Here is a 17,145-nt window from a genome sequence, read left to right on the forward strand (position 1 = left end):
GTAGGCGGGACACGTACACCCCGAAGTGCCCTGTGGACGGCCGCTGGCGGCCGTACCCCGACCTGTCCACAGGCGTTGCCCACCGCCTGGCCGACGGCTAATCTGCGGCCTCCGACGCCGGTAGGGTGGGTTGGTGATCGTCGCGGTCGGCATCGACGTCGTCCTGGTCGACCGGTTCGCCCGGTCCCTGGCGCGGACGCCGCTGCTCGCCGACCGGCTCTTCACCGAGGCCGAGCGGTACACGCGCTCCGGCAATCCACGCTCGCCGGAGTCGCTCGCCGCCCGCTTCGCCGCCAAGGAGGCCGTCGCCAAGGCGCTCGGCGCGCCGGCCAATCTGAGCTGGCACGACTGCGAGATCGTGTCCGACCCGGACGGCCGTCCCTGGCTGACGGTCTCCGGCACGGTGGCGGCGGCGGCCGTGGAGCGCGGGGTCGACCGCTGGCATCTCTCGCTGTCGCACGACGGCGGGATCGCGTCGGCGATGGTGGTCGCGGAACGGTGACGTCGGCCGGGTGGGCCGTTCCGGCCGCCCGCAAGCGGAATGGGGCGGTGGCATGAGATCGGTGTGGCGGGTGGCCGACGTACGGGCGGCCGAGGCGGGGCTGATGGGCACGCTGCCCGAGGGCACGCTGATGCAGCGGGCCGCCGCCGGTCTGGCCCGTCGGGCCGCGCTGCTGCTCGCGGAGCGGGGCGGGGTGTACGGCGGGCAGGTGCTGCTGCTGGTCGGCTCCGGCGACAACGGTGGCGACGCCCTGTACGCCGGGGAGCGGCTGGCCCGTCGGGGCGTCACCGTGTCCGCCCTACTGCTCACGCCCGGGCGGGCGCACGCCGCTGGGCTGGCCGCGCTGCGGGCCGCGGGCGGCCGGTTGGTGGACCACCCGACCGGCCCGGTCGACCTGGTGCTGGACGGCATCGTCGGCATCGGTGGCACCGGCGGGCTGCGGACGAACGCGGACGAGGTGGTCCAGGGTCTCGGTGAGCTGCGCGGGCGGGACGGCGGCCGGGCCACGGTGCTGGCGGTGGACGTGCCGAGCGGAGTGGCGGTGGACACCGGGCACGTGCCGTTGTCCGCGTCCGGCCGGCCCACCGCGGTCCGCGCCGACGTGACGGTCACCTTCGGCGCGCTGAAGCCCGCCCTGGTGGTCGGGCCGGCAGCCCCGCTGGCCGGTCAGGTGGAACTGGTCGACATCGGGCTGCGGCCGTGGCTGCGGGGCACCCCGGCGCTGCGGGTCACCGAGTGGTCCGACCTGGTCGACTGGTGGCCGAGGCTGGGCCCGGCATCGGAGAAGTACAGCCGGGGCGTGGTCGGCCTGGCGACCGGCTCGGAGACGTACCCGGGGGCAGCGGTGCTCTCCGTCGGCGGGGCACTGGCCGGGCCTACCGGCATGGTCCGCTACGCCGGCGGCGCCCGGGCCGAGGTGCTGCACCAGCATCCCTCGGTGATCGCCACCGGCCGGGTCGCCGACGCGGGCCGGGTGCAGGCCTGGGTCTGCGGCTCCGGGCTGGGCACGGGGGAGGACGCGGCGGCCGAGCTGCGCGCCGTGCTGGCCGCGCCGGTGCCCGTGGTGCTCGACGCCGACGCGCTGACCCTGCTGGTCGACGGTTCGCTCGCCGACCGGCTGCGCGGCCGGGACGCCCCGATCGTGGTCACCCCGCACGACCGGGAGTTCGCCCGGCTCTGCGGGGAGGAGCCCGGCGCGGACCGGGTCGCCGCAGCGCTGCGGCTGTCCGCCTGGATGAACGCGGTGGTGCTGCTCAAGGGGGACCGCACGGTGATCGGCACGCCGGACGGTCGGGCGTACGTCAACCCCACCGGCACCCCGGTTCTGGCCACCGGCGGCACCGGCGACGTGCTGGCCGGGCTGCTCGGCTCGCTGCTGGCCGGCGGTGTGCCCGCGGACCGGGCGGCGGCCTCGGCCGCGTACCTGCACGGGCTGGCCGGCCGGGAGGCGGCCCGAGGCGGGCCGGTGACCGCGCCCGACGTGGCCACCGCGCTGCGTCCGGTCGTCGCCCGGCTGGGCTGATCGCGGCGTTGCGGCCGGGATGACCGGATCGACGACTCGGGACGTGCGTCGCCGCCCGCGGTGATCACGGCGGAAAGTAGGCTGGGCTCATGTGGCAGGCCGAGGTACGCGTCGATCTTGACGCGATCCGTGAGAACGTGAGTCGACTCCGGTCCGGCACCAACGCCGAGCTGATGGCGGTGGTGAAGGCCGACGGGTACGGCCACGGCATGGTCCCGGCCGCCCGGGCGGCGATCGACGCCGGTGCGGACTGGCTCGGTGTCTGCACCCTCGACGAGGCGCTCACCCTGCGTCGGGCCGGTGTGGCCGTGCCGGTGCTGGCCTGGCTGCTCGCGCCCGGCCTGCCGCTGCACGAGGGCGTCAGCGCGGGGGTGGACCTGGCGGCGGCCAGCCTGCCGCAACTGGACGAGATGATCGAGGCGAGTCGGCGTGCCGAGCGCCCGGCCCGGCTGCACCTGAAGATCGACACCGGGTTGTCCCGGGGTGGGGCGACCGTCGCCGACTGGCCGGCGCTGCTCGACGCCGCCGCCAAGGCGCAGGCCGACGGCCTGGTCGAGGTGGTCGGTGTGTGGAGCCACTTCGTGTACGCGGACATGCCCGGCCACCCGACCACGGACCGGCAGTTGGCCGTCTTCCACGAGGGGCTGGCGATGGTGGAGCGGGCCGGGCTGCGCCCGCGCTGGCGGCACCTGGCCAACTCGGCGGCCACCCTGACCCGGCCGGACACCCACTTCGACCTGGTCCGCCCGGGGCTGGCCGTCTACGGGCTCTCCCCGGTGGCTGGCGAGACGTACGGGCTGCGGCCCGCGATGACCGCCCGGGCCCGCGTGATGCTCACCAAGCGGGTGCCGTCCGGCACCGGCGTCTCCTACGGGCACACCTACACCACGGCGAGCGACGCGAACCTGGCCGTGGTGCCGCTCGGGTACGCCGACGGAGTGCCCCGGCACGCGTCCAACAGTGGGCCGGTGCAGCTCGCCGGCGCGCGGCGGACCATCTCCGGGCGGGTCTGCATGGACCAGTTCGTGCTGGACTGCGGCGACGACCCGGTGGCCGACGGCGACATCGCCACGCTGTTCGGCAGCGGCGCCGACGGCGAGCCGACCGCCGACGACTGGGCCGAGGCCGTCGGCACGATCAACTACGAGATCGTCACCCGGTTCGGCAGCACCCGGGTGCCCCGGGTCTATGACGGTGAGCGGCCATGAGCCCGTACCGCATTCCACGACCGCGGACCGCTGCCGGCCGGGTCGCCGGGCTGGTCGGCGCCGCGGTCGGAGTGGCCGCGGCCGGCCTGGCGGCCGGCGTCGCGACCGAGCGCACGCTGGTCCGCCGGCTCAAGGCCGACCCGACGGACCGCTACGCGCACGAGACGTTCGGCGAGCAGCGGTACGACGACGCGTTCCGGCTGGAGCTGCCGGACGGCACCGACATCCACGTCGAGGTGGTCGAGCCGACCCGGCCGGTGCCCGGGCACCCGACGGTGGTGCTGGTGCACGGCTTCTGCCTGGACATGGGCACGTTCCACTTCCAGCGCCAGATGCTCGCCGCGCGCGGCGACTACCGGATCGTGACGTACGACCAGCCCGGTCACGGTCGGTCCGGCCGGCTGGAGAGCGGCGAGTACGACCTCGCCGCGCTCGGCCAGACGCTGCGCCGAGTGATCGACCGGACCGCGCCCGAGGGGCCCCTGGTGCTGGTCGGTCACTCGATGGGCGGCATGACCATCATGGCGTTCGCCGAGTTGTTCCCGGAGCTGTTCGGTGACCGGGTGGTGGGTACGGTGCTGATGGCCACCTCGGGCGGGCTGATCGCGGAGACCAAGCTGGTCGCGCCGGCGCTGCTCGGCCGGGTCGGCGGCCCGGTGCTGTTCATGGTCAGCAACGCCACCCGGTACGGCGGGCCGGTGATCGACAAAGCCCGCAAGTCGACCTCGAACGTGGCCTGGTTGCTGACCCGCAAGTACGGCTTCGGCACCCGCAAGCCCAGCCCGGCGCTGGTGTCCTACGTGGAGACGATGAACTCCCGGACTTCGGCCGACACGGTGACCCGCTACCTGCGGACCCTGGCGACCCACTCGCGCTTCCCGGCGCTCGCGGCGCTGGCCGACACCCCCGTGCTGGTGGTGGTCGGCGACAAGGACATGATCACTCCGGTGACACACTCGGAGGAGATCGTCCGGCGGTTGCCGCACGCCGAGTTCGTGAAGATCCAGGACAGCGGGCACGTGGTGATGCTGGAGCACGCGGACGAGGTCAACACCGCGCTGGCGGGGTTCCTCGAGTCACTGGAGAGCGTGGAGGAACGGTGAGTCACGTCGTCAAGCTCCCGACCGTCGAGGACACCCGGGAGTTCGGCCGCCGGTTGGCCGGGCTGCTGCGCGCCGGTGACCTGGTGCTGTTGACCGGGCCGCTGGGCGCCGGCAAGACCGCCCTCACCCAGGGCGTCGGCGCCGGGCTCGGGGTGCTCGGAGACGTCACCTCGCCGACGTTCGTGATCGCCCGGGTGCACCGGCCCGATCCGGCACGGGGTGGCCGGGTGGCCCTGGTGCACGCCGACGCGTACCGGCTGGGTGACGCCACGGACCCGCGCGCCGAGATCGACGACCTGGACCTGGACGCATCGGTCGATGAGTCGGTGACCGTGGTGGAGTGGGGCGAGGGGCTGGTGGAGCAGTTGGTGGACGCGCACCTGCGGGTCCGCATCGACCGCCGCGACGACGACACCCGGATCGTCGAGCTGGACCCGGTCGGTGGCGACTGGTCCCGGCGGCTCGCCGACCTGGGTTAGGCCGCCGGGCCGCTGTCGTACCCGATGCCTAGAGTGTGGGGGACCGACCCGCGCTGTGAGAGGTTCCCGATGCCCGACGACGCCCCCGCCCTGGATCTGCTGGCCCTGCTGCCGGAGCAGTGGCGTGCCGTGCTCACCCCCCACCTGGATCCGGCCCGCGCCGCCGCGCTGGCCGAGTTCGTCGCCCGGGAGTACGCGACGCACACCGTCTTCCCGCCGTTGGCGGACCTGTTCTCCGCATACCGGCTCTGCCCGCCGCAGGGCACCCGGGTGCTGATCCTCGGGCAGGACCCGTACCACCGGGCCGGGCAGGCGCACGGGTTGAGCTTCAGCGTCCGGGACGGGGTGACGGTGCCGCCGTCGCTGCGCAACGTCTTCAAGGAGCTGGGCGAGGACCTGGGCGTGCCCAAGCCGCGTAGCGGCAACCTAGACGGCTGGGCCGCGCAGGGCGTGCTGCTGCTCAACGCGGTGCTGACGGTCCGTCAGGCCACTCCGGGCTCGCACGCCAACTCCGGTTGGGAAGAGTTCACCGACGCCACGATTCGAGCGTTGGACGCGTCACCCGACCGGGTGGTCTTCCTGCTCTGGGGCGGGTATGCCCGCAAGAAGGCCGCGCTGGTCACCAACCCGCAGCACGTGGTGCTGGAGGCCGGTCACCCCAGCCCGATGAACCCGCGCGGCTTCCTCGGCAGCCGGCCGTTCAGCGCGGCCAACAAGGCGCTGGCCGACGCCGGCCTGCCCACCATCGACTGGGACCGCACCGCCGGCTGACGCGGTCCCGCCGACGGGTCGGGACCGTCACTTCCCGCTGGCGACCTGCCGGGCCCGGTAGCGGCGCAGCAGGTCGCCGGCCCGCGGCTCGGTCAGCTCCAGCTCTACCAGCGGCACGACCCGGTAACTCCGGCCGCCGTGGCGTACCTCGATCGTTTCGGGCAGTTCGTCACACATCGTGGCCCTGATCTCGCCGTACCGGGTCGTCCAGAGGTGCTCGCCCTGCTCCTCGGGCTCCAACCACACCCCGCCGAACTCACCCCAGCGGGCGTTCCACCGCTGGCCGTAGGCCGCCTCCAGCCAGCGGGTGAACAGTTTCGAGTCCTGCCAACGCACGGCGATCTCCAGCGCCTCGACCGGCACCGGAGCGCCCTGCAGCAGGGCCGCCGTGCTTCCGGTGATCACCTGTGGGAAGTCGGTGAGCCGGTCCAGCATCCGGTGCAGGCCCAGCTCGTCGATCCGCTCGGCGATCGGGCGGGCGGCCAGGTCGTCGATCCGGGCGTCGAGGTGCGCGTCCAGCGGTTCGACCCCGACAACCAACTGCACGTCCATGGCCGCGAGCAGTCGCTCCAGCACCGGGATGCTGGGCGCCCGATCGCCGCGCTCGATCCGGGCGACGGCTGCCTGGCCGACCTCGGCCAGGTCCGCCAGCTCCCGCTGGCTCAGCTCGCACAGGTGCCGTTGCCGTCGCACGACGGCGCCGAGGAGGGGGACGAGGCGAGTGGAGGACATCCCGGCATCGTGGATCAGGGGAAGCGGCGGCGATACCGGTGAGGCAACTTGTCGACTCACGGGGCTCCGGTGGGGAGCCGACCCCAGGAGGACGACGTGCCTCGGGGCGGCGGGCCTCGCTCTGATGAGCCTGATACCTGTGAGGCATAAATATGCCTGAGAGGTATCACGCTCAGGGGGGTGACCGGCCCCCTGACCCAAGCCCCGCGCCTTCGCCGGGGCCACCGGGTGGTGGGCCGGGCTGGGGCGGCTAGGCTGGCTAACCGTGCTCGTACTCGTGGTGGACAGCTCGACCCCCGCGGTGACCGCAGCGCTGGTGGAGGTCTCGGCGGACGGTGTGGCGTCCCGGGCGCACCGGTGCACGGTCGACGCCCGCGCGCACGGTGAACTGCTGGCCCCTCAGGTCGACGCGGTCCTCGCCGACGCCGACGCGCGCCCGCGGGACCTGGGCGCCATCGTCGCGGGGCTCGGGCCGGGGCCGTTCACCGGACTGCGGGTGGGTCTGGTCACCGCCGCCACCATGGGCCAGGTGCTCAACATCCCGACGTACGGCGTCTGCTCGCTGGACGGCATCGGCTACCCGGCGGCAGCCGGCGAGCCGGTGCTGGCCGCCAGCGACGCTCGGCGCAAGGAGCTCTACTGGGCCGTCTACGACGGCGCCGGCCAGCGGATCGTCGGACCCGAGGTTTCCACGCCCGCGGTGGCCGCCGCCCGCGCCCGGGAACTGGGAGCGACGGTCGCGGTCGGTGACGGTGCACACCGGTACGCCGAGACTCTGAGCCTTCCGGTCCGGGTCGAGCCGCGCTACCCGGACGCCACCGTGCTGGCGCTGCTCGCCGCCGAGCGGATCCGGGCCGGCGCACCCGGTGAGCGGCTCACCCCGCTCTACCTGCGCCGTCCGGACGCCGTGGTGGCGACCGCGCGCAAACCGGTCCTCCCGTGAGTGTGCGGCTGGACCGGTTCCGCTGGTGGCACATCGACCAGGTGCTGCCGATCGAGGCGGACCTCTTCGGTGCCGAGCAGTGGTCGCCGGCGATGTTCTGGAACGAGCTGGCGAACGGGCACCACTACCGGGTCGCCGTCGACGACGACGGCACGGTGTTGGGCTACGCCGGCCTCGCCGGGGCTCCGCCGGACGAGGTGTGGGTGCAGAACATCGCGGTCCGCCGCGACGCGCAGCGGCGCGGCGTCGGCCGTGCCCTGCTGGAGGAACTGCTCGCCGAGGCGGCCCGGGTCGGCGCCCGCAGCACCCTGCTGGAGGTCGCCATCGACAACGCTCCGGCCCAGCGGCTCTACGCGATGTACGGGTTCGAGCCGATCGGGGTGCGGCGCGGCTACTACCAACCGAGCAACACCGACGCGCTGGTCATGCAGCGCGTCGCCGAGTCGACCGGGGACGGACCACACGACCATGGCTGACGAACCGCTGATCCTGGGCATCGAGACCTCCTGCGACGAGACCGGCGTCGGCATCGTGCGAGGGCACACACTGCTGGCCGACGCGCTCGCCTCCAGCGTCGAGGAGCACGCCCGGTTCGGGGGCGTGGTGCCCGAGGTGGCCAGCCGGGCCCACCTCGAGGCCATCGTGCCGACCATGGACCGGGCGCTGGCCGATGCCGGCGTCACCCTGGCCGACATCGACGCCATCGCGGTCACCTCCGGCCCCGGGCTGGCCGGCGCGCTGCTCGTCGGCGTCGCCGCCGCCAAGGGATACGCGGTCGCCGCGGAGAAGCCGGTGTACGGCGTCAACCACCTGGCGGCGCACGTCGCCGTGGACACCCTGGAGCACGGTCCGCTCCCCGAACCCGCCATCGCGCTGCTGGTGTCCGGCGGGCACTCGTCCCTCCTGCTGGTCGACGACCTGGCCCGGGGCGTCACCCCGCTCGGCGCCACCATCGACGACGCGGCCGGCGAGGCGTTCGACAAGGTCGCCCGGCTGCTCGGGCTGCCGTTCCCGGGTGGACCGCCCATCGACCGCGAGGCCCGGGCCGGCGACGCGGCCGCGATCGCCTTCCCGCGCGGCCTGACCGCCGCCAAGGACCTAGCCGCGCACCGGTACGACTTCTCGTTCTCCGGACTGAAGACGGCGGTGGCCCGCTGGGTCGAGGCGCGGCAGCGCGCCGGCGAGCCCGTGCCGGTGGCCGATGTCGCCGCGTCCTTCCAGGAGGCCGTGTGTGACGTGCTGACCACCAAGGCGCTCGCCGCCTGCCGGGCGAACGGAATCGAGACCCTGGTGATCGGCGGGGGCGTGGCGGCGAACTCGCGGCTGCGAGCTCTGGCCGAGCAGCGGGCCGAAAAGTACGGCATCCGGGTCCGGGTGCCCCGGCCGAAGCTGTGCACCGACAACGGGGCGATGGTTGCCGCGCTCGGGTCGCACCTGGTCGCCGCCGGGGTGGCGCCCAGCCGGCTGGACCTGCCGGCCGACTCGGCGCTGCCGTTGACCACGGTCAGCGTGTGACGGAGGCGACGGACATGATCGTGCGGATGTGGGAGGCGCGCGCCGAGGCGTACGGCGTCGCCGACCTGATCACCTGGGTGTGCGACACCGCCCTGCCCGAGTTGGAGCACGACCCGCTGCACGTGTCCAGCGAGGTCTTCTCCTCCACCGACCACCGGGTGGTGGTCATCTCCAAGTGGCGCAGCAACCCGCGCCCGTTACCGGATCCGCCGGCTCTGCTGGTGGCCCGCGCCCCGCACTCCTGGGACTTCACCCAGGTCGACCGCTGACCCGTCGACCCCGCCCGCGCCGTGAGCTGCGGCACCTTCGGCGCCTTCGGGCGGTAATTGATTCGCCCGGGCCAGTGTCGCCGCCTAGCGTCGAGCCGCTATGCGCTTCTCACCGGCCGGCGAACCCGGCGTACCCGATGCCCGGTCGGCGACCCGCTACCTGATCTGGTTGGCCGGACGGCACAAGCGGCTGTTCACCGCCGGCATCGCGCTCGGTGTGGTGTGGATGGTGGCGCAGGCGCTGATGCCGGCCGCCGTCGGCCGGGCCGTCGACGGGTTGGCACGCCGCGACGAGGACGCCCTGCTCACCTGGGGTCTGGTGCTGCTCGGGCTGGGCGTGCTCCAAGCGGCAGCAGGGATCCTGCGGCACCGCTGCGCCGTGCACAACTGGCTGGCCGGGGCATACCGCACGGTGCAGTTGACGGTCGAGGCGGCGAACCGGCTCGGAGCCGCGCTGCCCCGCCGGGTGGCCGCCGGCGAGGTGGTGAGCATCGGCACGGCCGACATCGGCCAGATCGGGCACGCCATCGACATCACCGCCCGGGGCGCCGGTTCGCTGGTCGCGATCGCCACCGTCGCGGTGATCCTGCTGAACGCCTCGATGCCGCTCGGGCTGGTCGTGGTGCTCGGCGTGCCGTTGCTGATGGCCGTGGTGGCGCTGCTCATCCGGCCGCTGCACCGCCAGCAGCAGGCGTACCGGGACGCGGAGGGAGCGCTGACCACCCGGGCCGGCGACATCGTGTCCGGGCTGCGGGTGCTGCAGGGCGTCGGGGGCGAGCCGGTGCTCTCCGCCCGCTACCGGACCCGGTCGCAGGAGCTGCGTACGCGTGGCCTGCGGGTGGCGCGGGTGGAGTCGCTGCTGGAGGCGGCGCAGGTGCTGCTGCCCGGTGCCTTCCTGGTGCTGGTGACCTGGCTGGGCGCCCGGTTCGCGCTGCGTGACCAGATCAGCGCCGGGCAGCTGGTCGCCTTCTACGGCTACACCGCGTTCCTGGTCAGCCCGCTGCGCAACCTCACCGAGGCGGTCGACAAGCTGACCCGTGGGCACGTGTCGGCCCGCCGGGTGGTCCGGCTGCTGCAACTCACCCCGGAGCTGGTCGATCCGGCGCAGCCGGTGGCGCTGCCGGACGGGCCGGGTGAGCTGGCCGACCCCGACTCGGGGGTGGTGCTGCTCCCCGGCCGGTTCACCGCGCTGGCCGCCACCGCCCCCGAGGACGCGGCCACGATCGTGGACCGGCTCGGCCGGTACACCGATTCGGACGCCACGCTGCACGGCGTACCGCTGCGGTCGCTGGCACTGGCGACGGTGCGCGCGCGGATCCTGGTGGCCGACAACGACGCACATCTGTTCACCGGCCGGCTCCGCACGGAGCTGGACCCGCACGACCGGGGCGACGACGCGGCACTCGCCGCGGCGCTGGTGGCGGCGAGCGCCACGGACATCGTCGAGGCGCTGCCCGACGGGCTGGACAGCGCGGTGGCCGAGCGTGGCCGGGAGTTCTCCGGGGGGCAGCGGCAGCGGCTGCGGTTGGCCCGCGCGCTGGTCGCCGACCCGGAGACGTTGCTGCTGGTCGAGCCGACCAGCGCGGTCGACGCGCACACCGAGGCGCGCATCGCGCAGCGGTTGGGTGACGCGCGCGCCGGCCGGACCACCCTGGTCTGCACCACCAGCCCGCTGGTGCTCAGCCGAGCCGACCGGGTGATCTTCGTGGAGGACGGCAAGGTGGTGGCCGAGGGGACGCACGCCGAGCTGCTGGACGGCGAGCCGCGCTACCGGGCGACGGTCAGCCGGGAGGAGGACTGATGGCCACCGCACTGCCGGTCGCCGACGCGCGGCAGGTCCGCCGGTACGCGCGCACGCTGGTCCGCCGGCACCCGCGCGCGCTGGCCGCCGCGCTCGGCCTGCACGCGCTGGCCGCAGCCGCCGGGCTGGCCGCGCCGCGGCTGCTCGGCGACATCGTGGAGGGCATCGCCCGAGGTGTCGGTCAGTCCACCGTGGACCGGGCCGCGCTGCTCATCGGCGGTTTCGTGCTGGCCCAGTCGGTGCTGGTCCGGTTCGCCCACCTGGCCTCGGCCCGACTCGGTGAGAGGGTCCTCGCCGAGCTGCGTGAGGAGTTCGTGGACCGGATCCTCGACCTGCCACTGGCCACCGTCGAGCGGGCCGGCACCGGCGATCTGCTCACCCGTACCTCCCGGGACGTCTCCGCGCTGTCGCGGACCGTCCGCCTGGCGGTGCCCGAGACTCTGATCGCGGTGGTCACCACCGGGTTCGTGATCGGCGCGCTGCTGTTGATCGGCCCGCTGCTCGCGCTGCCCTGCCTGCTGGCGGTGCCGCTGCTCTGGGCCGGCACCCGCTGGTACCTGCGCCGCGCACCCGCCGGCTACCTGCGGGAGAACGCCGCCTACTCGGACATCACCGACGGCATCAGCGAGACCGTCGAGGGTTCGCGGACCACCGAGGCGTTGCGGCAGCAGGCGCGCCGCCGGGCCCGCACCGACGTGGACGTCCGCCGGTCGTACGCGGCGGAGCGGTACACCCTCAACCTGCGGACCGTCTTCTTCCCGGTGGCCGAGATCGGGTACGTGGTGCCGGTGGTCGCCACGCTGCTGATCGGCGGCTGGTTCTACCTGCGGGGCTGGGTCAGCCTCGGTCAGGTCACCGCGGCCACCCTCTACGTGCAGCAGCTGGTGGACCCGGTCGACCGGCTGCTGTCCTGGCTGGACGAGCTCCAGGTCGGCGGCGCGTCGATGGCCCGGCTGCTGGGGGTGGCCCGCACCGGCGACAGCCCCGCCGCCGACGCGCGACCCGCAGGCACCGCGCCGTCCCCCGCCGCGTCCGTCGACGGCGGCGTCGAGCAGCTCGCCGCTCGCGACGTCCGGTACGCGTACCGGACCGGGCGGGACGTGCTGCACGGGGTGACCCTGATCCCGAGGCCGGGGGAGAAGCTGGCCATGGTGGGGCCGTCCGGCGCCGGCAAGTCCACCCTGGGTCGCCTGCTGGCCGGGGTGCACGCCCCGCGCAGCGGCTCGGTGACCGTGGACGGCCGGCGGCTGGACGAGTTGCCGCTGGACGAGCTGCGCTCGCACGTCGCGTTGGTCACCCAGGAGCACCACGTCTTCATCGGCTCGCTGCGGGAGAACGTGGCCATGGTCCGGCCCGGCGCCGACCCGGCGCAGGTGCGGGCGGCGCTCGCCGCGGTCGCCGCCCTGGACTGGGCCGACGCGCTTCCCGACGGGCTGGACACCGTGGTCGGCGCCGGTGGCCACCCGCTCTCCCCGGCGCAGTCGCAGCAGGTGGCGCTGGCCCGGCTGGTGCTGGCCGACCCACACACCCTGGTGCTGGACGAGGCGACCTCGCTGATCGACCCGCGTGCCGCCCGGGAGTTGGAACGCTCCCTGGCCGCCGTGCTCGCCGGCCGTACCGTGATCGCCATCGCGCACCGGCTCTTCTCGGCGCACGACGCCGACCGGGTGGCGGTGGTGGAGGACGGCCGGATCACCGAGCTGGGCCCGCACGACGAGCTGGTGGCGGCCGGTGGTTCGTACGCGGCGTTGTGGCGCTCCTGGCACCACAGCGACGCGCCCGACGACCGACCCGCCACGAGCTAGGCAGCACCGACGGTCAGCTGCGGCGCAGCATCCGGTAGGTGGCGATCCCGCCGGTGCCCAGCGCGGCGAGGAAGACCAGCCAGACGACGGTGCTGCTGACACCGACCTGCGGGCCGGTGTTCGCGGCGGCGGCCGCCAGCAGCCCGTCGTTGCCGGGGGCGGGCAGAGCCGCCGGCGGCAGCTCCGGCCAGCGGACCAGATTGGTGCTCTCCAACATCTGCATGTGGTGCAGCACGAAGCTGTTGGCGTCGTCGCAGAGCTTGCGGACGGTGGCGTCCCGAGTGCTCGCCCGCACCGCGCCGATCACCGGGAAGATCTTGCCGTGGGCCACCCGGAGCCGGGTGACGAAGATCTGGTCGAACCGGGCGCCGGAGGCCTTCTGCATCTCCGACAGCCAGCCCTTCTGCTCGGCGGTCGGCTCGGACGGGATGCTCGCGCCCAGCTTGTTGGCGGCGTCCACGACGAGCTGGTCGAGCTTCTGGTGCTCGTTGGCGATGCCCGCGCCGATTTCCCGGACCTTGGCCGACTGCCCCTTCTCGGCGGCCATCTGACCGGCCGGCATCTCCCACAGCCCGGCCAGCCGCACCCCGTTGAGCAGCGTCATGTCGGCGGCGTTGAGCTGCTGCCCGCCGGCGGGTGCGGCGACGGCCACGCCGGGCAGGACACCGACCCCCGCGATGACGGCGATGAGCAGCATCGCCGCCCGGTGGGTCCGGTTGCCCGGCCGGCGACGGGCGGATCTGAGCGGTGCCATGTCTGCGGTGCCTCCTCGGTCCGGACCGAAACGCGTCTGGACCGGGCAGTCGCGTGCCGACTGCCCGTCCGTCCACTGGTACGGACTGACCGCCCGATCAGTTCACCGGTTGGGGCAGCGGGTCAGCGGGTGACGGCGAGGAAGCCGCCGAGCAGCAGCAGGGTGAGCGCGGCGACGGCGAAGAGCACCAGCAGCTCCCGGCGGCCGTGCCCGGTGGGGTCGCCGCCGGCCGAGGCGTCGGCGGCCAGGGCCGGCAGGTCGCGGGTCAGTGCGGCCAGGTCACCGAGGGTGCGGGCGCTCCACACCGCGCCCACCCGGTCGGAGAACTCGTCCAGGGTGAGCCGGCCCGCCGTGGTGTGCCGGTGCAGCTCGGCGACCACCCGGTTGCGGTCGTCGTCGGAGGCGCGCAGCTCGACATCCACGCCGGACAGGGTACGCGGATCAGCCCACATCGAGGGGGTCGGCGAGCAGCCGTTCGAAGGCCAGCTCGGCGGCGCCGATCAGGGGCGCGTCCTTGCCCAGTTTGGGGGTGCGCAGCCGGACGTGCTCCAGGCAGGCGCCGAGCGCGTTGGAGTTGAGCCGGCTGCGGACCTGGGCTGCCGCGGCGAGGTAGAGGTCGCGCATGGTGCCGCCGAAGATGACCATCTCGGGGTTGAAGACGTTCACCAGGTTGGCCACCCCGAAACCGAGCCAGTCACCGGCCTGGCGGACCGCCGTCTGAGCCCGGGCGTCGCCCCGGTCAGCGGCGTCGAAGACCGCCAGCAGCGCGTCCCGGCCCCGGGCGTCGGAGCGCCCGGCGGCACGGAGCAGGCCGTGCTCGCCGATCTCGGTCTCCCAGCAGCCCCGGGAACCGCACTCGCAGGGCATGCCGTCGCGGACCACCTTCATGTGGCCGACCTCGCCGCCGTACCCGCCGTGCCCGGTCAGCCGACGCCCGCCGGCGATGATGCCGGCGCCCACGCCGACGTCGCCGTACAGGTAGATGACGTTGTCGCAGCCGGCGGCGACACCTCGCGCGTGCTCGGCGAACGCGGCCACGTCGGCCACGTTGCCCACCGTGATGGGCACGTCGATGCCCAGTTCGGCGCCGAGCGCCGCGCCGATCGGCTCGTCCACCCAGCCGGTGGTCGGGCCGAGTCGGACCAGGCCGTCGTCGCGGCGGACCATGCCGCAGACCGCGACGCCGGCGCCCACGCAGATCGCGTCGGGCGGTACGCCCTGCTGCATCTCCTTGACCGCGCCGGCCAGCAGCGGCGCCGCCTCCGCGGCGAGCAGGCCGCGCGGTCGGTCCAGCTCCCGTTGGTCCAGCACCGCGCCGCCGAGGCCGATCCGGGCGGCGCGCAGCCGATCCACCTCAACGGAGTACGCGTACGCGAACACCCGGTCCGACTCGGGCCGGACGACCAGCGACGGTCGTCCGGCCCGGCCGGTCTCCCTCGGTGCTTCCTCGCTGACCAGCCCGACTCCGGCCAGGTCGGCGGTGAGTGCGCCGATGGTGCTGCGGTTCAGGCCCAGCGTGGTGGTGAGTTCGGCACGTGTGGTCGCCCCGTGGACGTGCACGTGCCGCAGCAGAGCTCCGAGGTTCTGCCGTCGGACCTCGTCCTGGCTTGGTGCCGGGCGCATCGCGGTGCTACCTCCCGCGGTCAGCGGGTGCCGGTGGCCGCCGCGCGGCGGCGGGAGACGGCGTCGACACTCGCGGCGAGCAGCAGCACGACGCCGGTGACCACGTACTTGACTCCCGCGCTGTACCCCATCAGGCCCATTCCGTTTTCGATGACCGCGACCACCGCGCCGCCGAGCACGGCGTCGAGGACGCGGCCCTTGCCGCCGAAGAGGCTCGTGCCGCCGATCACCGCCGCGCCGACCGCGTAGAGCAGTACGTTACTGCCCCCCGTGTTCGGGTCGACCGAGTTGGCCCGGCTGGCCGCCACGATGCCACCGACGGCGGCCATGGACGAGCAGATCACGAACACCGAGATCCGGATCCGGTCGACGTTGATGCCGGCCCGGCGGGCCGCTTCCCGGTTGCCGCCCACGGCGTAGATGTGCCGGCCGTAGCTGGTGCGTTGGAGCACGAAGGTCCAGACGATCAGCAGCACCGCGATGACCGGCACCACGATCGGCACACCCTTGAGCGAGACGATCAGTACGTTGCGGCTGCGCTCCAGGTTGAGGACGTACACCGCCGTGCCGAGGATGACGGCCAGCCCGCCGATCCGGAGCGCCACCACCGCGATCGGGTCGGTGATCAGACCGCGGGCCACCCGGTTGCGGTGCCGCAGCAGCTGCACCGTCCCGTACCCGGCGACCGCGAGGGCGGCCAGCACCCAGCCCAGGACGGGGCTGAGGTTGCGGTTGGCGATGGCGACCAGCACCTCGTCCCGGACGGAGATGTTGGTTCCCTCCTTCACGAGCAGCAGGACGATGCCCTGGAAGGCGAGGAAGCCGGCGAGGGTGACCACGAAGGACGGAATTCCGATCTTCGCGACGAGCAGACCGAGACCGGTGCCGATGACCAGACCGGTGGCGACTGCGGCGAGCACGGCCACCCACCAGGGGTAACCGAGCACGGTGACCACATTGGCCAGCACCGCCGCGCAGACCCCGCTGGCGAAGCCGGCGGAGAGGTCGATCTCGCCGAGCAGCAGCACGAAGACCAGACCCATCGCGATCAGCGTGACCGCCGCGCCCTGGGTGAAGAGGTTGGCGAAGTTGCCGGCCGACAGGAACGACGACGGCCGCATGACCGCGAAGACGGTGCAGAGCACGATCAGGCCCAGCACGGCCGGTAGCGCGCCGACGTCGCCACCGCGTACCCGGCTCCAGTAGTTGCGGACGTGGCCCCCGACGGTCGGCGCCGGTGTGACGGCCGCGGGGCCGCCCTTCCGCACGGCGGTGGTGGTCATCGGTCGCCTCCTGAGTTCGAGTCGGCCGGCTGTGCGCCGTTGCCGTTGCCGCCTGTGCCCGCGTCGGTGGCGAGGCCGAGCCCGCCCGAGCGCCCGGCCGTGATCAGTTCGACCACCTGGGCGTGGGTGATGTCGGTGGTCTTCACCTGGGCGACCATCTGGCCGAGGTACAGCGCGGCGACCCGGTCGGAGACGGCGAAGACGTCGTTCATGTTGTGCGAGATGAGCACCACGGCCAGGCCGTTGTCGGCGAGACGGCGGACCAGTTCGAGCACCTGGGCGGTCTGTGCCACACCCAGCGCCGCGGTCGGCTCGTCGAGGATGACCAGCCTGCTGTTCCACAGCACCGCCTTGGCGATGGCCACGGTCTGGCGCTGACCGCCGGAGAGGCTGGAGACGTGTTGGCGGAGCGAGGTGACGGTGCGGATGGAGAGCCCGGCCAGCGTCTCGGCGGCGAGTTGTTCCATTGTCGGTTCGTCCAGCACGATGCCGCTGCGCTTCTCCCGGCCGAGGAACATGTTCTGCACGATGTCGAGGTTGTCGCAGAGCGCCAGGTCCTGGTAGACGACCTCGATGCCGAGCGCGGCGGCGTCGCGCGGGTTGCCGATGTGCACCGGTTCGCCGTTGAACAGGAACTCGCCGGCGTCGGTGGGGTGGATGCCGCTGATGCACTTCACCAGGGTCGACTTGCCAGCGCCGTTGTCGCCGACCAGTGCGGTCACCTCGCCCGGGTGGACGGTGAGGGCGACGTCGCGGAGCACCTGGACGGGACCGAAGCTCTTGTCGATCCCGCGTACTTCCAGCAGGGGGGTCGCGGACACGGGGGGTCTCCTTC

General features: G+C 73.6%; 18 protein-coding genes. 12 read left to right on the forward strand and 6 right to left on the reverse strand.

Translation table 11 applies throughout. From position 1 onward, the window contains the following. The first annotated feature begins 133 nt into the window (after positions 1-133). The 6 genes from ACWD5O_RS20585 (at position 134) to ung (ending at position 5,585) form a co-directional block, all read left to right on the forward strand. A complete protein-coding gene (locus ACWD5O_RS20585) occupies positions 134-502 on the forward strand; it encodes a holo-ACP synthase (RefSeq protein WP_354964746.1) in 369 nt (122 codons plus the stop codon). Between the two features lie 52 nt (positions 503-554). Further along, the gene (locus ACWD5O_RS20590) at positions 555-2,024 is read left to right on the forward strand and encodes an NAD(P)H-hydrate dehydratase (RefSeq protein ID WP_450086253.1); all 1,470 of its coding nucleotides are present in this window, start codon (positions 555-557) and stop codon (positions 2,022-2,024) included. 89 nt (positions 2,025-2,113) lie between these two features. Then, positions 2,114-3,232 carry an alanine racemase gene (gene alr, locus ACWD5O_RS20595; protein ID WP_450086254.1) on the forward strand — a complete coding sequence of 373 codons (1,119 nt, stop codon included), beginning with the start codon at positions 2,114-2,116 and terminating at the stop codon, positions 3,230-3,232. After that, entirely contained in the window at positions 3,229-4,335 is a 1,107-nt protein-coding gene (locus ACWD5O_RS20600) for an alpha/beta fold hydrolase (RefSeq protein WP_450086255.1), read from the forward strand. The genes alr and ACWD5O_RS20600 overlap by 4 nt, the downstream gene beginning before the upstream one ends. After that, a complete protein-coding gene (tsaE, locus tag ACWD5O_RS20605) occupies positions 4,332-4,814 on the forward strand; it encodes a tRNA (adenosine(37)-N6)-threonylcarbamoyltransferase complex ATPase subunit type 1 TsaE (protein WP_354964742.1) in 483 nt (160 codons plus the stop codon). The genes ACWD5O_RS20600 and tsaE overlap by 4 nt, the downstream gene beginning before the upstream one ends. A 69-nt stretch (positions 4,815-4,883) precedes the next feature. Next, positions 4,884-5,585 carry a uracil-DNA glycosylase gene (gene ung / locus ACWD5O_RS20610; RefSeq protein WP_450086256.1) on the forward strand — a complete coding sequence of 234 codons (702 nt, stop codon included), beginning with the start codon at positions 4,884-4,886 and terminating at the stop codon, positions 5,583-5,585. Positions 5,586-5,612: 27 nt separating this feature from the next. Here the strand turns inward: ung and ACWD5O_RS20615 are convergent, their stop codons facing one another. Continuing rightward, a complete protein-coding gene (locus tag ACWD5O_RS20615; RefSeq protein ID WP_450086257.1) occupies positions 5,613-6,317 on the reverse strand; it encodes a helix-turn-helix domain-containing protein in 705 nt (234 codons plus the stop codon). Between the two features lie 265 nt (positions 6,318-6,582). On the opposite strand from ACWD5O_RS20615, the gene tsaB reads away from it, so the two are divergent. From tsaB to ACWD5O_RS20645, 6 genes are all read left to right on the forward strand, one after another. Further along, the gene (gene tsaB, locus ACWD5O_RS20620) at positions 6,583-7,260 is read left to right on the forward strand and encodes a tRNA (adenosine(37)-N6)-threonylcarbamoyltransferase complex dimerization subunit type 1 TsaB (protein WP_450086258.1); all 678 of its coding nucleotides are present in this window, start codon (positions 6,583-6,585) and stop codon (positions 7,258-7,260) included. A gap of 2 nt (positions 7,261-7,262) precedes the next feature. Next, positions 7,263-7,736: a ribosomal protein S18-alanine N-acetyltransferase gene (rimI, locus tag ACWD5O_RS20625; RefSeq protein WP_450086278.1), complete on the forward strand. Its 474-nt coding sequence runs from the start codon at positions 7,263-7,265 to the stop codon at positions 7,734-7,736. After that, the gene (gene tsaD, locus ACWD5O_RS20630; RefSeq protein WP_354964738.1) at positions 7,729-8,775 is read left to right on the forward strand and encodes a tRNA (adenosine(37)-N6)-threonylcarbamoyltransferase complex transferase subunit TsaD; all 1,047 of its coding nucleotides are present in this window, start codon (positions 7,729-7,731) and stop codon (positions 8,773-8,775) included. The genes rimI and tsaD overlap by 8 nt, the downstream gene beginning before the upstream one ends. A gap of 14 nt (positions 8,776-8,789) precedes the next feature. Then, positions 8,790-9,044, forward strand: a complete 255-nt coding sequence (locus ACWD5O_RS20635) for a hypothetical protein (RefSeq protein WP_053660576.1) — start codon at positions 8,790-8,792, stop codon at positions 9,042-9,044. A 100-nt stretch (positions 9,045-9,144) separates the two neighbouring features. Continuing rightward, positions 9,145-10,845, forward strand: coding sequence for an ABC transporter transmembrane domain-containing protein (locus ACWD5O_RS20640; protein ID WP_450086259.1), 1,701 nt, complete (start codon positions 9,145-9,147; stop codon positions 10,843-10,845). Next, positions 10,845-12,650, forward strand: coding sequence for an ABC transporter ATP-binding protein (locus ACWD5O_RS20645; protein WP_354964736.1), 1,806 nt, complete (start codon positions 10,845-10,847; stop codon positions 12,648-12,650). The genes ACWD5O_RS20640 and ACWD5O_RS20645 overlap by 1 nt, the downstream gene beginning before the upstream one ends. A gap of 13 nt (positions 12,651-12,663) precedes the next feature. Here the strand turns inward: ACWD5O_RS20645 and ACWD5O_RS20650 are convergent, their stop codons facing one another. The 5 genes from ACWD5O_RS20650 to ACWD5O_RS20670 all read right to left on the reverse strand — a co-directional run bounded on the left by ACWD5O_RS20650 (position 12,664) and on the right by ACWD5O_RS20670 (position 17,131). Further along, positions 12,664-13,404, reverse strand: coding sequence for a DUF4142 domain-containing protein (locus ACWD5O_RS20650; protein ID WP_354964735.1), 741 nt, complete (start codon positions 13,402-13,404; stop codon positions 12,664-12,666). Between the two features lie 122 nt (positions 13,405-13,526). Beyond that, positions 13,527-13,826, reverse strand: coding sequence for a DUF1707 SHOCT-like domain-containing protein (locus ACWD5O_RS20655; protein WP_354964734.1), 300 nt, complete (start codon positions 13,824-13,826; stop codon positions 13,527-13,529). A gap of 19 nt (positions 13,827-13,845) precedes the next feature. Next, a complete protein-coding gene (locus tag ACWD5O_RS20660) occupies positions 13,846-15,027 on the reverse strand; it encodes an ROK family protein (protein ID WP_354964733.1) in 1,182 nt (393 codons plus the stop codon). A 20-nt stretch (positions 15,028-15,047) separates the two neighbouring features. Continuing rightward, positions 15,048-16,310, reverse strand: coding sequence for a sugar ABC transporter permease (locus ACWD5O_RS20665; protein WP_387327798.1), 1,263 nt, complete (start codon positions 16,308-16,310; stop codon positions 15,048-15,050). Further along, a complete protein-coding gene (locus ACWD5O_RS20670) occupies positions 16,307-17,131 on the reverse strand; it encodes an ATP-binding cassette domain-containing protein (protein ID WP_354964731.1) in 825 nt (274 codons plus the stop codon). Before ACWD5O_RS20670 ends, ACWD5O_RS20665 begins: the two co-directional genes overlap by 4 nt. Between the last annotated feature and the right edge of the window lie 14 nt (positions 17,132-17,145).

It is taken from the genome of Micromonospora sp. NPDC005161 (assembly GCF_053599855.1).

Excerpts from the sequence above, each read along its gene's own strand:
- ACWD5O_RS20590 (WP_450086253.1), top strand. The coding sequence starts at position 555 with ATGAGATCGGTGTGGCGGGTGGCCGACGTACGGGCGGCCGAGGCGGGG.
- alr (WP_450086254.1), top strand. The coding sequence starts at position 2,114 with ATGTGGCAGGCCGAGGTACGCGTCGATCTTGACGCGATCCGTGAGAAC.
- ACWD5O_RS20600 (WP_450086255.1), top strand. The coding sequence starts at position 3,229 with ATGAGCCCGTACCGCATTCCACGACCGCGGACCGCTGCCGGCCGGGTC.
- ung (WP_450086256.1), top strand. The coding sequence starts at position 4,884 with ATGCCCGACGACGCCCCCGCCCTGGATCTGCTGGCCCTGCTGCCGGAG.
- ACWD5O_RS20615 (WP_450086257.1), bottom strand. The coding sequence starts at position 6,317 with ATGTCCTCCACTCGCCTCGTCCCCCTCCTCGGCGCCGTCGTGCGACGG.
- tsaD (WP_354964738.1), top strand. The coding sequence starts at position 7,729 with ATGGCTGACGAACCGCTGATCCTGGGCATCGAGACCTCCTGCGACGAG.
- ACWD5O_RS20635 (WP_053660576.1), top strand. The coding sequence starts at position 8,790 with ATGATCGTGCGGATGTGGGAGGCGCGCGCCGAGGCGTACGGCGTCGCC.
- ACWD5O_RS20640 (WP_450086259.1), top strand. The coding sequence starts at position 9,145 with ATGCGCTTCTCACCGGCCGGCGAACCCGGCGTACCCGATGCCCGGTCG.
- ACWD5O_RS20645 (WP_354964736.1), top strand. The coding sequence starts at position 10,845 with ATGGCCACCGCACTGCCGGTCGCCGACGCGCGGCAGGTCCGCCGGTAC.
- ACWD5O_RS20650 (WP_354964735.1), bottom strand. The coding sequence starts at position 13,404 with ATGGCACCGCTCAGATCCGCCCGTCGCCGGCCGGGCAACCGGACCCAC.
- ACWD5O_RS20660 (WP_354964733.1), bottom strand. The coding sequence starts at position 15,027 with ATGCGCCCGGCACCAAGCCAGGACGAGGTCCGACGGCAGAACCTCGGA.
- ACWD5O_RS20665 (WP_387327798.1), bottom strand. The coding sequence starts at position 16,310 with ATGACCACCACCGCCGTGCGGAAGGGCGGCCCCGCGGCCGTCACACCG.